Here is a 14,540-nt window from a genome sequence, read left to right as displayed (position 1 = left end):
TGTCCCTGTGCGTGTCCCTGTGTACTTGCCATCCGGCGTTGCGATCCCTGACGGGCTCGGGCATGCTCCCCAGGGACGCCGCGTCCGTGGCGGCGGTCCCTGGGCGAAAAAGAGGAGTGTCGCCGTACCCTTGGGGGTAAGGGGTTGGGAAGATGATTCCCAGACACGACTCCGTTGCCCCGTCAATTGTTGCTCCTTCACACAAGGACCTTCCTCGCCGAGACATCGATGGCCGGTCACGAAATCCCCGAACCCGCTGACCGCGAGCAGTTGACCGACCCCGCGTCGGACCTGCAAGCGGCCGAAGAGACGCGCCACTCCTGTGATCCCGCCTTCCGGCACGGAGTGGTCGTCGGCTTCGACGGCTCGACATCGAGCGAGCGCGCGCTCGCGTACGCCATCGGCATGGCCCGCAGGCTCGGCTCGGCGCTGATCATCGTGCATGTGGCCAACCGGCTGCCCACCACCGTCTGGGCGGGCTGCGAGCCGCCCGTCTTCGTGGACGTGCCGGACCACCGCACCGAAGTGCTCGGTCTCGAACTCGCCTGCGCCGACTACCTCTCCGAGGTGCCGTGGATCCTCGTCGAGCGCGGCGGCGACATCTGCCACGAACTCGAAGAGGTCGGCCAGGAGTACTCGGCCGACGCGATCGTCGTCGGCTCCACGCACGGCATCGTCGGGCGCATCTTCGGCACGGTGGCGGGGCGGCTGGCACGACGGGCCCAACGGCCCGTCGTGGTCATCCCGTAGCCCCGCCGCCCGGCCCCGCGCGTCTACTCGACCGTCACGGACTTCGCGAGGTTACGCGGCTTGTCGATGTCCCGGCCCAGCGCCAACGCCGTGTGATAGGCGAGCAGTTGGAGCGGAATCCCCATCAGGATCGGGTCCAGCTCCGTCTCGTTCTTCGGCACCACGATCGTCTGGTCGGCCTTCGGCTGCTCCTGGTGCGCGACCGCCAGGATCCGGCCGCTGCGCGCCTTGATCTCCTCCAGCGCCGCGCGGTTCTTCTCCAGCAGATCGTCGTCCGGCACGATCGCCACTGTCGGCAGCGCCGGTTCGATGAGCGCGAGGGGGCCGTGCTTCAACTCCGAGGCCGGATAGGCCTCGGCGTGGATGTACGAGATCTCCTTGAGCTTCAACGAGGCCTCAAGTGCCACCGGATAGCCGCGTACCCGGCCGATGAACATCATCGACTTCGCGTCCGCGTACTCCTCCGCCACCTTCTTGATCTCCGCCTCGGACTCCAGGATCTCCGAGATCTGGGCGGGCAGCCTGCGCAGCCCCGCGATGATCCGCTTGCCGTCGGCGACCGACAGATCGCGGATCCGGCCCAGGTGCAGCGCGAGCAGCGCGAAGGACACCACGGTGTTGGTGAAGCACTTGGTGGAGACCACGCAGACCTCGGGGCCCGCGTGCACGTACACGCCGCCGTCGGTCTCGCGGGCGATCGCCGAGCCGACGACGTTGACCACGCCGAGCACCCGGGCGCCCTTGCGCTTGAGTTCCTGCACGGCGGCCAGGACGTCGTACGTCTCGCCCGACTGCGACACGGCGATGTAGAGCGTGTCGGGGTCCACGACCGGGTTGCGGTAACGGAATTCGGACGCGGGCTCGGCGTCCGCCGGGATCCGCGCCAGCGACTCGATCAGCCCCGCGCCGATGAGACCCGCGTGGTACGAGGTGCCGCAGCCGAGGATCTTGATGCGCCGCACTCCGCGCGCCTCACGCGCGTCCAGATTGAGGCCGCCCAGGTGCACGGTCGAGAACCGGTCGTCGATCCGGCCGCGCAGCACCCGGTCCACGGCTTCGGCCTGCTCGGAGATCTCCTTGTGCATGTACGTGTCGTGGCCGCCCATGTCGTACGACTCGGCCTCCCACTCCACGGTGGTCGGCGTGGCCGAGGTGCGCGAGCCCTCGGTGGTGTACGTACGGAAGTCGTCGGCCTTGATGGTGGCCATCTCGCCGTCGTCGAGCGTGACGACCTGGCGGGTGTGGGAGACCAGCGCGGCCACGTCGGACGCGACGAACATCTCCTTCTCGCCGATGCCGAGGACGACGGGCGAGCCGTTGCGGGCGACGACGATACGGTCCGCGAAGTCGGCGTGCAGGACGGCGATGCCGTACGTGCCCTCCACCAGCTTCAGCGACTGGCGGACCTTCTCCTCCAGCGTTTCGGCCCCCGAGCGCGCGATGAGGTGGGTCAGGACCTCGGTGTCGGTCTCGGAGAGGAACACGACACCGTCGGCCTCCAGCCTCGCGCGCAGCTCGGTGGCGTTGTCGATGATGCCGTTGTGGACGAGGGCGACCTTGTTCTCCGGGTCGAGGTGCGGGTGCGCGTTCTCGTCGCTCGGGGCGCCGTGGGTGGCCCAGCGGGTGTGCGCGATGCCGGTGGTGCCGGCGAAGCGCTTGGGGACGCGGGACTCCAGCTCACGGACGCGGCCCTTGGCCTTGACCATCTTCAGGGTCGCGGGCTTGCCCGCGGTCGCCTTGCCGGTGATGACCAGGCCGGCGGAGTCGTAACCCCGGTACTCCAGCCGCTGCAGGCCCTCAAGCAGCAGTGGAGCGACGTCGCGCCTTCCGATGTAACCGACGATCCCGCACATATCAGTCTCTGCCCCTCCGTCGATGTTCCGTGTTCGGTGTTCGTGTTTCGTGTTTCGTGGTGATGCGGTGCTCGGCTCAGCCGTAGACGAGGCGCCGGAGCTGTCTGAGGGACAGCTCCGGCGGTGCCACCGCGCGGTGCGGCAGTTCGGCCGCGATCCGCTCGAAGATCTCCGGGTTCGTGGCGCCGCCGGCCTGTAGCTCGCGGTGTCTGCGCCGGACGAATTCCTCGGTGGTCTCGTCGAAGTACGCCAGGACGTCCAGGATCACCCGGGCCGCCTCGCCGCGCGGGAGCGCGGTGCTGCGGACCAGATGGTCGACCAGGTCGTCGTGGGACGAGGGTGAACGGCGTTCGAGCACCCGTAGATACTGCGGGTGTGTGGGGCTCTTTGCAAGAATCCTGCCCGATTTCGGGCAGGAGTGTGCATGATCTCGGTCGGGATGCTATTGCGGGGCGCTGTTCAGAGGCGCTTCAGCACGGCCTGCTTGGCGGTCGTGAACTCCTCCGCCGTCAGGATTCCGGCCTGGTGCAGCTCGCCCAGCTCTCGCAGCCTGCGCAGCAGCGCGTCATGATCGTCGCCACTTGCCGCGGCGGGGGCCGGGGCGGGGACGGCGCCGGCGGGCTCGGCCGTCTTGGCGAGGAGGGTGGGTGCGGCGGCGTCCGCGTTCGGGTGCGGCAGCCGGGCGACCACGGCGGCGGCCACCAGCGCCATCAGCGGGTCCTTGCGGAAGCCGTACAGCTCCACGGCGTGCGGGTCGTACTTGGGGGCCGGGGAATTGCCCCGGCCGACCCGGAAGCGCAGGAAGCCGTTCTCCATGCCGGCGCTGGGCCGCCACTCCACGGCATCCACATCGCCGAGCGAGAGGGTGGTGGTGCCCCGCGAGGACTTGGACTCCTCGGTCTTCCAGTTCCACTCCAGCCGGATCTCCTCGCCGTCGAAGGTGGCCGTCCCGTCCCCCGCGCCCATCGTGATCGGCAGGGACGGGCCGGGCAGCAGATAGCGCTCGGTGGGACCCGCGTCGACCTCGTCGAGCAGCAGGGAGTTGCGCACCTCGTCGACGAAGTACTCGGCGACGCCCGCGCGGTCGTTCTCCACGGTCAGCCGGTACGGATCGGAGCCGTCGTCCAGCTTGCCCCCGGCGACCCTCGTGAGCGGGTCGGCGCCGTCGCGCAGCCGCAGTCTGAGCCGCCCGGACCTACGGCCCTGCTCGAAGGTGACGCCCGCCAACGCCCGTAACGGCACGGCGACTTCACCGAGTGACTTGCGCAGCAGACTCACCCGTTTGTCGCTGCCGGGCACTATGCGCACCGTGTCGCCGTCGAAGGTCCAGGTGCCGTCCTTCTGGATGATTTCCGCCATGCGCCGATTCTTCCATCGAGGCGCCGAAGAAATGGTCTACACCTTGACCACGGATGGGGCACGGGGTTCCGATGGGAAGGTTCGGTCGCTCCGCACCGCAGTCGTGGTGCTCCGCACCGCAGTCGTGGACCCACAGTCGTGAACTCCGTCGAAGGGGCAAGCCTGTGAGACAGCACGGAACACCCCCCACCTTCCCCCGACTCCTCTCCCGCCGCTCTCCGTTCCCCCATGCCGCGGGCCCCCGCCTTTCCGGACCGCTGCTCGTCGCCGTCGCCCTGTTCTCGTGCCTGGCCGCCTCCGGGGCCGTCGCGGCTCCCGGGCCCACGGGAACGGCGGCCGGATCCAGCTCGGCCACCAGACCGCTCGGCGACGTCGTTCCCGCGCCCGCGTCGGTGCGGCCGGGCGGTACGCCGTACTCCATCACCGCCTCGACCCGGATCCGGGTCGACGACGACTCCCGTGAGGCACGGCGCGTCGGTACCTATCTGGCGGGGCTGCTGCGGCCCTCCACCGGCTACGACCTGCGGGTCACCGACGACGACCGCGGACCTGACCGGGGCCGCGGGCATGATCACGGCCGGGTCGACGACGGGATCCGGCTGCGGCTGACGTCCGGCGACCGGGACCGCGCGCTCGGCGACGAGGGCTACCGGCTGGAGTCGGGCCGGGACGGTGTCACCCTCACGGCGCGCAAGCCCGCCGGACTCTTCCACGCCGTCCAGACGCTGCGGCAGCTCCTCCCGGCCGCCGTCGAACACGACAGCCGGCAGCGCGGCCCCTGGAAGATCGCCGGCGGCACCATCACCGACAAGCCGCGCTACGCGTACCGCGGCGCGATGCTCGATGTCTCACGGCACTTCTTCGGAGTCGACCAAGTCAAGCGCTACATCGACCAGTTGGCCCTCTACAAGATCAACACCCTGCATCTGCACCTCTCCGACGACCAGGGCTGGCGCATCGCGATCGACTCCTGGCCGCGCCTCGCCACGTACGGCGGCTCGACCCAGGTCGGCGGCGGCCCCGGCGGCTACTACACCAAGGCCGAGTACCGCGAGCTGGTGCGCTACGCCACGTCCCGCCATCTCGAAGTCGTCCCGGAGATCGACATGCCGGGCCATACGAACGCCGCGCTCGCCTCGTACGCCGAGCTGAACTGCGACGGCGTCGCGCCGCCGCTCTACACCGGCACGGCCGTCGGTTTCAGCTCGCTGTGCGCGCCGAAGGAGATCACGTACGACTTCGTGGAGGACGTGGTGCGCGAGTTGGCCGCGCTGACGCCCGGCAGATATCTGCACATCGGCGGCGACGAGGCGCACTCCACCAGCCATGCGGACTATGTGGAGTTCATGCGGCGGACGCAGGCGGTGGTGGCCACGTACGGGAAGAAGGTGATGGGCTGGCATCAGCTGACCGGCGCCGCCCCGGTGAAGGGCGCGGTCGCGCAGTACTGGGGTTACGACGCCACGGGCGCCGCCGAGCGCGCGCAGGTCGCCGAGGCGACGAAGGCCGGCACGAAGCTGGTCCTGTCGCCGGCCGACCGGGTCTATCTCGACATGAAGTACGACCGGAACACCGACCTGGGCCAGACCTGGGCCGGTCTGGTGGAGGTGGACCGTTCGTACGACTGGGACCCGGCGGCCTATCTCGCCGACGCCGGGGTCGACCCGGGCGCGGTGCTGGGCGTCGAGGCGCCGCTCTGGTCGGAGACCCTGTCGACCAGTGACCACATCGAGAAGATGGCGTTCCCGAGGCTGCCCGGTGTCGCGGAGATCGGCTGGTCCCCGCAGTCGGCTCGGGACTGGGACACCTACAAGAAGCGGCTGGCGGCTCAGGGGCCCCGGCTGACGGCCCTGGGGATCGACTACTACCGCTCGCCGGTGGTGCCGTGGCCCGCGGAGTGAACGAGCCTTCCCGGTGAGGGAGGCGGGCGCCCGTGAGGGACCAAGCGTGGGCACGGGCGCCCGCCGGTCCGTCGGCGCGCGGGCCGAAGCGCGCGAGCGGGTGGGACAGGGCGCCGACGAGCCGGAGCGCGCCCGCCGGGATGGAGCGCGCCCGCCGGGAGCGGTTCGGCCGAGGTGAGGCCGGTGCGGGTGTACGCGGACGTATTCGAGCCCGTCCGGCGATCGAGGACGAACGGCCACCGGAGGAACTTGGTGAATCCTCCCGGTCGCCGCACCGGGGCGGGTCCGTGGAGCGGCGTCGGTCCGCAACGGGCGCGTGGCGCGGGCCGGTTGAGCCGGGTGGTTGAGCCGGGTGGTTGAGTACCGGTACTCACGCCGCCGGCCGCGCTCCCGGCGACCATGGAGGCAGCGCTCGTCGTCCACCCCGGAGGCCCCTCATGCTCAGCCGCACCGCCGCCGCACTGGTGCCGTTCTTCGGGCGTCTCACGGTCACGCTGGACGGGGACGCCGAGTTGGCGCCCGGCAGCATCGTCGCCGCCAACCACACGTCGCTCAGCGACCCGGCGATCGTGCTCGCCGCGCTGCGCAGGCTGGGCGTCGAGCCGGTCGTGATGGCGGCGGCGGGACTGTGGCGCGTACCGCTCCTGGGGCGTGCGCTCGCCCGCGGCGGGCACGTCCCCGTCCGCCGCGCCGACCCACGGGCCGCCGGCTGCCTCGAAGACGCCGCCGCCGCGCTCGCCCGTGGCCGGCTCGTTCTCATCTACGGCGAGGGCGGCATACCGGACGGCGCCTTCGGCACCGAGACGCCTCCCCGCCCGTTCCGCAGCGGCCTGGCCCGCCTCGCCGCCGCCACCGGCGCCCCGGTCGTCCCTCTCGGACAGACCGGAGCCCGGCGGCTGATGTCGGGCAGTGCTCTGGGGCAGTTCGCGGGCCTGGCCACCGCGCCGCTGCGCCGCCCGGACCTGCGGGTGCACATCGGCGCCCCGGTACGGCTGACGGGCGATCTGCCGGCCGCCACGGCGCGGGCCCACAGCGCGGTCACCTCGGCGTGGCTGACGGCGGGCGGCCGGGCCGCCCCGCCCCCGGCCGCCCCGCCCCCGGTCGCGGCGGTGACGGCGACCCTCTGACGGTCCGGCTACGACGCCTTCGCCGCTTCCTCCCGCAACTGCTCCTCGCTCAGCCCCCGCCGCCAGTAGCCGATGAACGTGACGTGCCGACGGTCCAGTCGACGCTCCCGTACGAGATGGCGGCGCAGCTCCTTCACCGTCCCGGCCTCGCCCGCCGGCCACGCGTACGGCGCGGTGCCGGGCAACTCGGCGGCGCGTACCGCCTCCACGGCCGAGGGGGCGTCCTCGTCGCGTGCCAGCCAGTGGATGGTGGCGTCGGCCGCCGTCGGCAGCTCCATGCGGTCGGCGGCGTACGGCACGCTGAGCCACACCCGCGCCTTCGTCCCGGCGGGCAGCCACTCCAGGATGGCGGCGGCCGCGGGCAGGGAGGTCTCGTCGGCCCAGATCAGTACGGAGTCGGTGTCGGCCGGGGGCCGGAAGCGGACCGCCGTGTTGTCCGCTACGGCCGGGCCGAGGACGAGCACGCGGTCGCCTGGCGCCGCGCCGCCCGCCCAGCGGCAGGCCGGCCCGCCGTCGGGGTGCAGGGCGAAGTCGATGTCCAACTCGTCGGGGTCGTCGCGGTGTTCGCGCACCGTGTAGGAGCGCATCACGGCCCGTACGTCGTCCGGCAGTGCCCGCCAGGCCGCCCACCAGCCGTCGCCCTCCCCGACGGGGACGACGGGCGCCGACTGCTCCGGCAGGGGCAGGAACAGCGACAGGCTCTGGTCGCGCCCACCGGCGGCGAAACCGGTGAGGCCGTCGCCGGACCGGGTGTCGCCGCCGAAGGTGACGCGGACGAGCGACGGCCCGAGCCGCCGTGTCCGTACGACCTGAAGGGCGAAGAAACGGAACGGAGCGGTGCCGGCCGCCGCCCCGGGCGTCGCGGTCGGCATGGGTCAGGCGACCTTCCTGGCCTTCTCGATGGCCGCGGCGAGATCGTCGAGGATCGGCGCGCACTTGTCGTACGAGTAGATGGGCTCCGCGACGCGGGGGACGACCTGGCCCGCCTCGACGGCGGGCAGCCGCGCCCACGTCGGCTTCGAGGTGAGCGCGTTGGGCTGGAGGGCGGAGGAACGGTTGTCCATCATGATGATGTCGGCCGGGTACGTGTCGATGTTCTCCCAGCTCAACTCCTCGAAGAAGCCCTGCGCGTTCACCTTCGGCTCGACGAACTTCACGCCGAGTTCCTGGAAGTAGAGGGTGTCGGCGGACATCTTGGCGAGCGAGACGTAGAACAGGTCCTGGCTGGCCGAGCCGACCAGCACTCTGATGTCCGGCTTGGACTTCGCCGCCGCCCGCAGCCGGCCCGCCGCCTTCTCGAACCGGGCCTTGGCATCGGTGACCTTCGCGGCCTTCAGGTCCGCGCCCAGGGACTCGGCGAGATCCGCGTGGCGCCGGATCGCCTTGGGGACGGTGGTCTCCGCCGCCCAGAGCGCCACGCTGGGGGCCAGCTTGAGGATCTTGCCCTTGGACTGCTCGGGGACGTACCAGAGTTCACCCTCGACCCACTGCGCGGTGACGAGCAGGTCCGGGGCGAGCGCCGCGTACTTCTCGACGTTGAACTCGCCCCAGACGTTGCCGAGTATCTCGACCTTCGTGACATCGAGGTCCCCCGCCTGGATGTCCGGCTTGCCGTCCTTGGTGGTGGTCGGGCCGAAGACGCCCTTGACCTCGATCCCGTAGTCGTGAAGCGCGGCGGCGGTGCCGGTGAAGGCGACGATGCTCTTCGGGACGCCGTCGGCCTTCGCCGTCTCGCCGCGGTCGTCCTTGAAGGACCAGGGGCCCGCCTTCGCGTCGCCTCCCGCGCCCGCGTCTTGCTTGTCGTCGTCGCTGTTCCCGCAGGCGGCGAGCGCGACTCCGAGACCGACGGCACCACCGGCGGCGAGGACGCCGCGACGACTGAGGGGCGAGCTGAGGGCGTTGGGCATGTCGATGTCCGCTTTCGTACGCGCCGGAGACCGGCCGATGAGCCGGTTCAGGTAGGTTAGCCTAACCTTGCTTACCATTCCGTACGGGGCGGGTGTCCGAGGCCCGAGGCAGAGTGGGGGAGTCGTCCCCCCTCTCCACAGGAGTCAGCGATGTCCGTTCGCCGAGTCGTGCCCAACGTCCACGTACAGCCCGAAGTGCTGGACCGGAACCGGGAGTTCTACGGCCTGCTGGGCTTCGAGGAGGTCATGAACCTGGGGTGGATCATGACCCTCGCCTCCCCGTCCACCCCCGCCGCCCAGATCAGTTTCCTGACCGAGGACGCGACCGCGCCCGTCGTCCCCGACATGAGCGTCGAGGTGGCCGACGTGGACGCGGCCTACGCGGCCGTGCGGGCGAGCGGCGCGGACATCGTGCACACGCTGCGGGACGAGGAGTGGGGCGTCCGCCGCTTCTTCGTCCGCGACCCGGGCGGCCGGGTGGTCAACGTGCTGGGCCACCGCTGACCGTACGGTCCGTGCGCGCACCCGGGTGCGGTGCCCGGCGTGCCCGGCTCCCCGAGCCCGCGCCGTCGGGGAAGGCCCGTCAGTGGTGGTGACCGTGCCGGCCGAGGGTCTCCACGGGCGTCGCGCCGGGGCGGGTCCACTGCGGTACGGGGCGGCTGGTCGGGCCCCAGGTGGCGTTCCCGTCCGCGTCCGAGCGCCAGGACCAGCACGGACTCCGGCCCTCGGCCCGGCCGTCGGGGTTGTCCTCCCACGCCTCGCCGCGGCCGTAGGGCGTCATGTCGAGCAGGCCGAGGGACCCGTTGACCCGCTCGTTGCCCCGGCCGGTCGTGGAGTAGGTGAGGAAGGTGCGGTCGCCGTCGCGCAGGAAGCTGGTGAGATAGCCCATTCTGCCGCCGACCGGCGACTCCACGTCGCGCACCGAGTACCAGGGCTGGGTGTAGCCCATGAACTCGACGAACGGGGCCACCTCTTCCCACGGGCCCGTGGTCAGCACGGCGAACGAGACGCCGCGGGCGTTGAGGTAGACGGCGTCCCTCAGGTGCCAGGCGGTGGTGGTGCAGCCCTCGCACTGGCCCTGGTGCGGTGCGCCGTCGTGCCACATGTGCTGGTAGACCACGAGCTCGTCGCGGCCCTGGAACAGGTCCAGGAACGGGACCGGGCCGTCGGGCCCGACCACCCGGACCGTCCCGTCGAACTCCACCATCGGCAGTCGGCGACGGGCCGCGGCGATGGCGTCGCCCTCGTGGGTGTGGGCCTTCTCGCGGACCAGAAGCTCGTCCCGGGCTGCCTGCCAGGCGGCCAGGTCGACGATGGGCGGCGGCCGGGCAGGGCGGGGTTCGGGTCACTCGGCGTGGTCGTCATGGTGTCCTCCGTGGTGTCTCGTGCCGGGCGTCGTCCTACGACGTCCTAACGACGGTCACCGGTACAGACTCACGCCCCGGCCGGAACTCATCGCTGCGGCGGACGCCGGCGAGCGCCCTTGCCGAGCCCCCGCCGAGCCCCTTTGCCGCCGGCCGGCCCGTCGGCGGGGCCCTACAGCCCCAACTCCCTCGCGATCAGCATCCGCTGGACCTCGCTCGTGCCCTCGCCGATCTCCAGGATCTTGGAGTCGCGCCACATGCGGGCCACCGGATACTCGTTCATGAAGCCGTAGCCGCCGTGGATCTGCGTGGCCTCACGGGCGTTGTCCACCGCGACCGTGGAGGAGTAGAGCTTCGCCAGCGCCGCCTCCTTCTTGAAAGGCTCGCCGTGGACCAGGCGGGACGCCGCGTCGCGCCAGCCGAGGCGGGCCATATGGGCCCGCATCTCCATGTCGGCGATCTTGAACTGGATGGCCTGGTTCGCGCCGATCGGGCGGCCGAAGGCGTGGCGCTCCTTCGCGTACTTCAGCGACTCGTCCACGCAGCCCTGCGCCAGGCCCGTCGCCAGCGCGGAGATCGCGATGCGGCCCTCGTCCAGGATGCGCAGGAACTGGGCGTAACCGCGGCCTTCCGTGCCGACCAGATTCGTCAGCGGGACACGGACGTCGGAGAAGGACAGCTCACGGGTGTCCGACGCGTTCCACCCGACCTTCGAGTACGGGGCCGCGACCGTGAAGCCGGGTGTGCCGGACGGGACGATGATCGAGGAGATCTCCGGGCGGGTGCCGGAGGAATCGGACGCGGCCCTGCGACCGGTGACGGCCGTGACCGTGACCAGGCCGGTGATGTCCGTGCCCGAGTTGGTGATGAAGCACTTCGAGCCGTTGATGACCCACTCGTCGCCGTCCCGTACGGCCGTCGTGCGCGTGCCGCCCGCGTCCGAGCCCGCCTCGGGCTCGGTCAGGCCGAAGGCGCCCAGGACCTCGCCGGAGCACAGGCGCGGCAGCCACTCCCGCTTCTGCTCCTCCGTACCGAAGAGGTACAGCGGCATCGCGCCGAGCGAGACGCCCGCTTCGAGGGTGATGGCCACGGAGGAGTCGACGCGGGCCAGCTCCTCCAGGGCGATGCCGAGCGCCATGTAGTCGCCGCCCATGCCGCCGTACTCCTCCGGGAAGGGCAGGCCGAACAGGCCCATCCGGCCCATCTCGCGCACGATCTCGTACGGGAACTCGTGCCGCTCGTAGAAGTCGCCGATCTTGGGTGCGACGACGTCCTGCGCGAACGCCTCGACGGTACGGCGCAGTTCCTCGTGCTCTGCGGAGAGCCGGTGGTCCAGGGTCATGGCTAGGACTCCTTGTGGGAGAGGGCGCTTACGGTGCGGGAGGGGCTGGGTCGCCCCAGCTGTTCGGCCATCCACACGCTGGTGGCGGTGAGGAGGCCGAGGTCGACCCCGGTGTCGATACCGAGGCCCTGCAACATCCACAGGAGGTCTTCGGTGGCGAGATTCCCGGTGGCGCTCTTGGCGAACGGGCAGCCGCCCAGGCCGCCCGCCGACGCGTCGACGGTGGTCACTCCTTGCTGGAGCGCGGCGAAGGTGTTGGCGAGTGCCTGGCCGTACGTGTCGTGGAAGTGCACCCCCACCTTCGAGACGTGCACGCCCTCCTCGACGAGCGTGGCGAGCAGGCTCTGCACATGGCCGGGGGTCGCCACGCCGATCGTGTCGCCGAGACTCACCTCGTCGCAGCCCATGTCGACCAGGCTCCTGACGATCCGGGCGACCTGGTCGACGGGGACGGGCCCCTCCCACGGGTCGCCGAAGCACATCGAGAGATAGCCCCGGACATGGAGCCGCTCGGCGCGGGCGCGGGCGACGACCGGCTCGAACATGGCGAGGGACTCGTCCAGGGTCCGGTTCAGATTGGCCTTGGCGAAGGACTCGGTCGCGCTGGCGAAGACCGCCACCTGCCGGACGCCGAGGGCCAGCGCCCGGTCGAGACCGCGGTCGTTCGGTACGAGGACGGGCAGCCGTACGCTCTCCAGGTCGCGCACCATCGGGAACAGCCGCTCGGCGTCGGCCAGTTGGGGCACCCATTTGGGGTGGACGAAGCTGGTCGCCTCGATGGTGGTGAGCCCGGCGGCGGCGAGGCGGTGGATGAACTCCGCCTTGATCTCGGTCGGGACGATCGTCGCCTCGTTCTGGAGGCCGTCGCGCGCGCCCACCTCGTGGATACGGATCCGGGTCGGCAGGCCCTCGTCCATGACGGTCATCGGGAGCGTCATTTCTCCTCCTCGGCAGCCGTGGCCGGGGCGACGACCGCCAGCACCTGGTCCATGGCGACGGTGGAGCCGACCGTGACGTCCAGCTCCGTGACGGTGCCGTCGTGCGGGGCGGAGACGACGTGCTCCATCTTCATCGCCTCGACCACCAACAGGCCCTGGCCCGCGACCACTTCCTCCCCGACCGCCACCTTGACGACCGTGACCGTGCCGGGCATCGGGGCCGTGAGCGCGTCGAGCCCCCCCGCGCCGGCGGCGCCGAGCAGCGCCGCCTCGACCGGATCGTGGTCCTGTACGTGCCAGCTGTCGCCGTCCCTGCCGAGCCAGTCGCCCGCTCGGTGGAAGGTGTGCGTCACCCCGCCGACCGTCACGGTCACCCGGCCGGGCTCCACGCGCGGCGACGGGGCGGTGCCGGGCACGCGGTGGATGACGGGTTCATGTCCCGCTACGCGCAGATGGTGGCTGACGGGCACGGTCATGCCGCCCATCCGCCAGCCGTTCGGTACGGAGAACGGGTCGGTCCAGCCGGTGGCGTGGGTGGGGGCGGGGGCCAGAACCGACTCCCGTACCGCAGCCGCCGCTTCGTACACCTCCGCCGGAACGTCCGTCGGCACCAGCGAGTCCGCGTCCCGCTCCACCAGGCCCGTGTCCAGCTCGCCCGCCACCACGGCGGGGTGGGCCAGCAGCCTCCGCAGGAAGCCGGCATTCGTCGGGACGCCCAGCGTCACCGTCTCCGCCAGGGCCGCCCGCAGCCTGCGCAGCGCCGTCGCCCGGTCCGGGGCGTGCACGATCACCTTCGACAGCATTGGGTCGTACAGGCTCCCGATCTCCGTGCCCTCGCTCAGGCCCGAGTCGGTACGGACACCGTCGCCCCCCGGCTCGCGCAGCGACAGCACCCGGCCGCCCGACGGCAGGAAGCCGCGCGCGGGGTCCTCCGCGCAGATCCGGGCCTCGATCGCGTGCCCGGTGAGGGTGATGTCCTCCTGGGTGAACGGGAGTCGTTCACCGGCGGCGACGCGCAGCTGCCACTCGACCAGGTCGAGGCCGGTGACCAGCTCGGTGACGGGATGTTCCACCTGGAGGCGGGTGTTCATCTCCATGAAGAAGTACGACGCGGGGTCCTCGCCCGGGACGATGAACTCCACCGTCCCCGCGCCCCGGTAGCCACAGGAGCGTGCCGCCTGCACCGCCGCCTCGCCCATCGCCGCGCGTGTCTTCTCGTCCAGCAGGACGGACGGCGCCTCCTCGATGATCTTCTGGTGGCGGCGCTGCAACGAGCACTCGCGCTCGCCGAGATGGACCACATTGCCGTACCCGTCGGCCAGCACCTGGATCTCGATGTGACGCGGCCGGTCGATCCACCGCTCGACGAGGAGCGTGTCGTCGCCGAAGGACGCGCGGGCCTCGCGCCGGGCCGCCGCGATCTCGTCCCGCAGGGCCGACTCCACGCGCGTGAGCCGCATGCCCTTGCCGCCGCCGCCCGCCGACGGCTTCAGCAGCACGGGCATCCCGATCTCCCGGGCCGCGTCGGCCAGTTGATCGTCGGTCAGACCGCTGCCGGAGGAGCCGGGCACCACCGGAACACCGGCCGCCGCCACCGTCTCCTTGGCGCGGATCTTGTCTCCCATCAGGGAGATGGCGGACGCGGTCGGGCCGATGAAGACCAGCCCGGCGTCCGCGCACGCCTGCGCGAAGGCCGCGTTCTCCGCGAGGAAGCCGTAGCCCGGGTGGACCGCCTGGGCGCCCGTACGGGCCGCGGCCTCCAGCAGCCGGTCGCTCACCAGATAGCTCTCGGAGGCGGGCGCCGGGCCGATCCGGACGGCGGTGTCCGCCTCACGCACATGCCGGGCGTCGGCGTCGGCGTCGCTGAAGACCGCGACGGAACGGATGCCGAGCGCGCGCAGCGTACGGATGACACGGACCGCGATCTCGCCGCGGTTCGCGACGAGGACGGTGTCGAACATGCCGGCCGGGTGCGCGGTGGCGGTGTGCGCGGCGGTGT

12 protein-coding genes and 1 pseudogene are annotated in these 14,540 nt (G+C 71.5%); 4 read left to right on the top strand and 9 right to left on the bottom strand.

Annotation, left to right across the window (positions count from 1 at the left end; all coding sequences use genetic code 11):
* Positions 1 to 228: 228 nt before the first annotated feature.
* Positions 229 to 750: a universal stress protein gene (locus tag P3L51_RS17550; protein ID WP_354606183.1), complete on the top strand. Its 522-nt coding sequence runs from the start codon at positions 229 to 231 to the stop codon at positions 748 to 750.
* A 23-nt stretch (positions 751 to 773) separates the two neighbouring features.
* Here P3L51_RS17550 and glmS read toward each other — a convergent pair whose 3' ends face one another.
* The 3 genes from glmS to P3L51_RS17535 all read right to left on the bottom strand — a co-directional run bounded on the left by glmS (position 774) and on the right by P3L51_RS17535 (position 3,962).
* Positions 774 to 2,603 carry a glutamine--fructose-6-phosphate transaminase (isomerizing) gene (glmS, locus tag P3L51_RS17545; protein ID WP_354606182.1) on the bottom strand — a complete coding sequence of 610 codons (1,830 nt, stop codon included), beginning with the start codon at positions 2,601 to 2,603 and terminating at the stop codon, positions 774 to 776.
* A gap of 76 nt (positions 2,604 to 2,679) precedes the next feature.
* On the bottom strand, positions 2,680 to 2,961 hold the full coding sequence (locus P3L51_RS17540) for a hypothetical protein (RefSeq protein ID WP_354606181.1): 282 nt from the start codon (positions 2,959 to 2,961) through the stop codon (positions 2,680 to 2,682).
* Between the two features lie 101 nt (positions 2,962 to 3,062).
* Positions 3,063 to 3,962 (bottom strand): DUF4429 domain-containing protein, encoded by a 900-nt coding sequence (locus P3L51_RS17535; RefSeq protein ID WP_354606180.1) that lies wholly within the window; start codon positions 3,960 to 3,962, stop codon positions 3,063 to 3,065.
* A gap of 164 nt (positions 3,963 to 4,126) precedes the next feature.
* Here P3L51_RS17535 and P3L51_RS17530 point away from each other — a divergent pair, with 164 nt between their 5' ends.
* Both P3L51_RS17530 and P3L51_RS17525 read left to right on the top strand, forming a co-directional pair.
* Entirely contained in the window at positions 4,127 to 5,863 is a 1,737-nt protein-coding gene (locus P3L51_RS17530; RefSeq protein ID WP_435594471.1) for a beta-N-acetylhexosaminidase, read from the top strand.
* A 437-nt stretch (positions 5,864 to 6,300) separates the two neighbouring features.
* Positions 6,301 to 6,990 (top strand): lysophospholipid acyltransferase family protein, encoded by a 690-nt coding sequence (locus P3L51_RS17525; protein WP_354606179.1) that lies wholly within the window; start codon positions 6,301 to 6,303, stop codon positions 6,988 to 6,990.
* 8 nt (positions 6,991 to 6,998) lie between these two features.
* On the opposite strand, the gene P3L51_RS17520 is transcribed toward P3L51_RS17525, so the two are convergent.
* Both P3L51_RS17520 and P3L51_RS17515 read right to left on the bottom strand, forming a co-directional pair.
* Positions 6,999 to 7,862: a siderophore-interacting protein gene (locus P3L51_RS17520; RefSeq protein ID WP_354606178.1), complete on the bottom strand. Its 864-nt coding sequence runs from the start codon at positions 7,860 to 7,862 to the stop codon at positions 6,999 to 7,001.
* A gap of 3 nt (positions 7,863 to 7,865) precedes the next feature.
* On the bottom strand, positions 7,866 to 8,897 hold the full coding sequence (locus tag P3L51_RS17515) for an ABC transporter substrate-binding protein (protein WP_354606177.1): 1,032 nt from the start codon (positions 8,895 to 8,897) through the stop codon (positions 7,866 to 7,868).
* A 150-nt stretch (positions 8,898 to 9,047) separates the two neighbouring features.
* Here P3L51_RS17515 and P3L51_RS17510 point away from each other — a divergent pair, with 150 nt between their 5' ends.
* Positions 9,048 to 9,401, top strand: a complete 354-nt coding sequence (locus tag P3L51_RS17510; RefSeq protein ID WP_354606176.1) for a VOC family protein — start codon at positions 9,048 to 9,050, stop codon at positions 9,399 to 9,401.
* A 79-nt stretch (positions 9,402 to 9,480) separates the two neighbouring features.
* Here P3L51_RS17510 and P3L51_RS17505 read toward each other — a convergent pair.
* From P3L51_RS17505 to P3L51_RS17490, 4 genes and pseudogenes are all read right to left on the bottom strand, one after another.
* Positions 9,481 to 10,262 (bottom strand): annotated as a pseudogene (locus P3L51_RS17505) (DUF899 domain-containing protein).
* Between the two features lie 171 nt (positions 10,263 to 10,433).
* Positions 10,434 to 11,603: an acyl-CoA dehydrogenase family protein gene (locus P3L51_RS17500; RefSeq protein WP_354606175.1), complete on the bottom strand. Its 1,170-nt coding sequence runs from the start codon at positions 11,601 to 11,603 to the stop codon at positions 10,434 to 10,436.
* A 2-nt stretch (positions 11,604 to 11,605) separates the two neighbouring features.
* Positions 11,606 to 12,541 carry a hydroxymethylglutaryl-CoA lyase gene (locus P3L51_RS17495; RefSeq protein ID WP_354606174.1) on the bottom strand — a complete coding sequence of 312 codons (936 nt, stop codon included), beginning with the start codon at positions 12,539 to 12,541 and terminating at the stop codon, positions 11,606 to 11,608.
* Complete coding sequence (locus P3L51_RS17490; RefSeq protein ID WP_354606185.1) at positions 12,538 to 14,502, bottom strand: acetyl/propionyl/methylcrotonyl-CoA carboxylase subunit alpha; 1,965 nt, start codon at positions 14,500 to 14,502, stop codon at positions 12,538 to 12,540. Before P3L51_RS17490 ends, P3L51_RS17495 begins: the two co-directional genes overlap by 4 nt.
* Positions 14,503 to 14,540 lie beyond the last annotated feature (38 nt).

Origin of the sequence: Streptomyces panacea (assembly GCF_040560175.1) — a bacterium.
Classification (GTDB): Bacteria; Actinomycetota; Actinomycetes; order Streptomycetales; family Streptomycetaceae; genus Streptomyces; species Streptomyces panacea.
This window is presented reverse-complemented; position numbering and strand designations above follow the sequence as displayed.

What these genes read in the sequence shown, in the direction of transcription:
- P3L51_RS17500 (WP_354606175.1), bottom strand. Translation starts at nt 11,603, where the DNA reads ATGACCCTGGACCACCGGCTCTCCGCAGAGCACGAGGAACTGCGCCGT.
- P3L51_RS17495 (WP_354606174.1), bottom strand. Translation starts at nt 12,541, where the DNA reads ATGACGCTCCCGATGACCGTCATGGACGAGGGCCTGCCGACCCGGATC.
- P3L51_RS17525 (WP_354606179.1), top strand. Translation starts at nt 6,301, where the DNA reads ATGCTCAGCCGCACCGCCGCCGCACTGGTGCCGTTCTTCGGGCGTCTC.
- P3L51_RS17490 (WP_354606185.1), bottom strand. Translation starts at nt 14,502, where the DNA reads ATGTTCGACACCGTCCTCGTCGCGAACCGCGGCGAGATCGCGGTCCGT.
- P3L51_RS17520 (WP_354606178.1), bottom strand. Translation starts at nt 7,862, where the DNA reads ATGCCGACCGCGACGCCCGGGGCGGCGGCCGGCACCGCTCCGTTCCGT.
- P3L51_RS17510 (WP_354606176.1), top strand. Translation starts at nt 9,048, where the DNA reads ATGTCCGTTCGCCGAGTCGTGCCCAACGTCCACGTACAGCCCGAAGTG.
- P3L51_RS17535 (WP_354606180.1), bottom strand. Translation starts at nt 3,962, where the DNA reads ATGGCGGAAATCATCCAGAAGGACGGCACCTGGACCTTCGACGGCGAC.
- P3L51_RS17550 (WP_354606183.1), top strand. Translation starts at nt 229, where the DNA reads ATGGCCGGTCACGAAATCCCCGAACCCGCTGACCGCGAGCAGTTGACC.
- P3L51_RS17515 (WP_354606177.1), bottom strand. Translation starts at nt 8,897, where the DNA reads ATGCCCAACGCCCTCAGCTCGCCCCTCAGTCGTCGCGGCGTCCTCGCC.
- glmS (WP_354606182.1), bottom strand. Translation starts at nt 2,603, where the DNA reads ATGTGCGGGATCGTCGGTTACATCGGAAGGCGCGACGTCGCTCCACTG.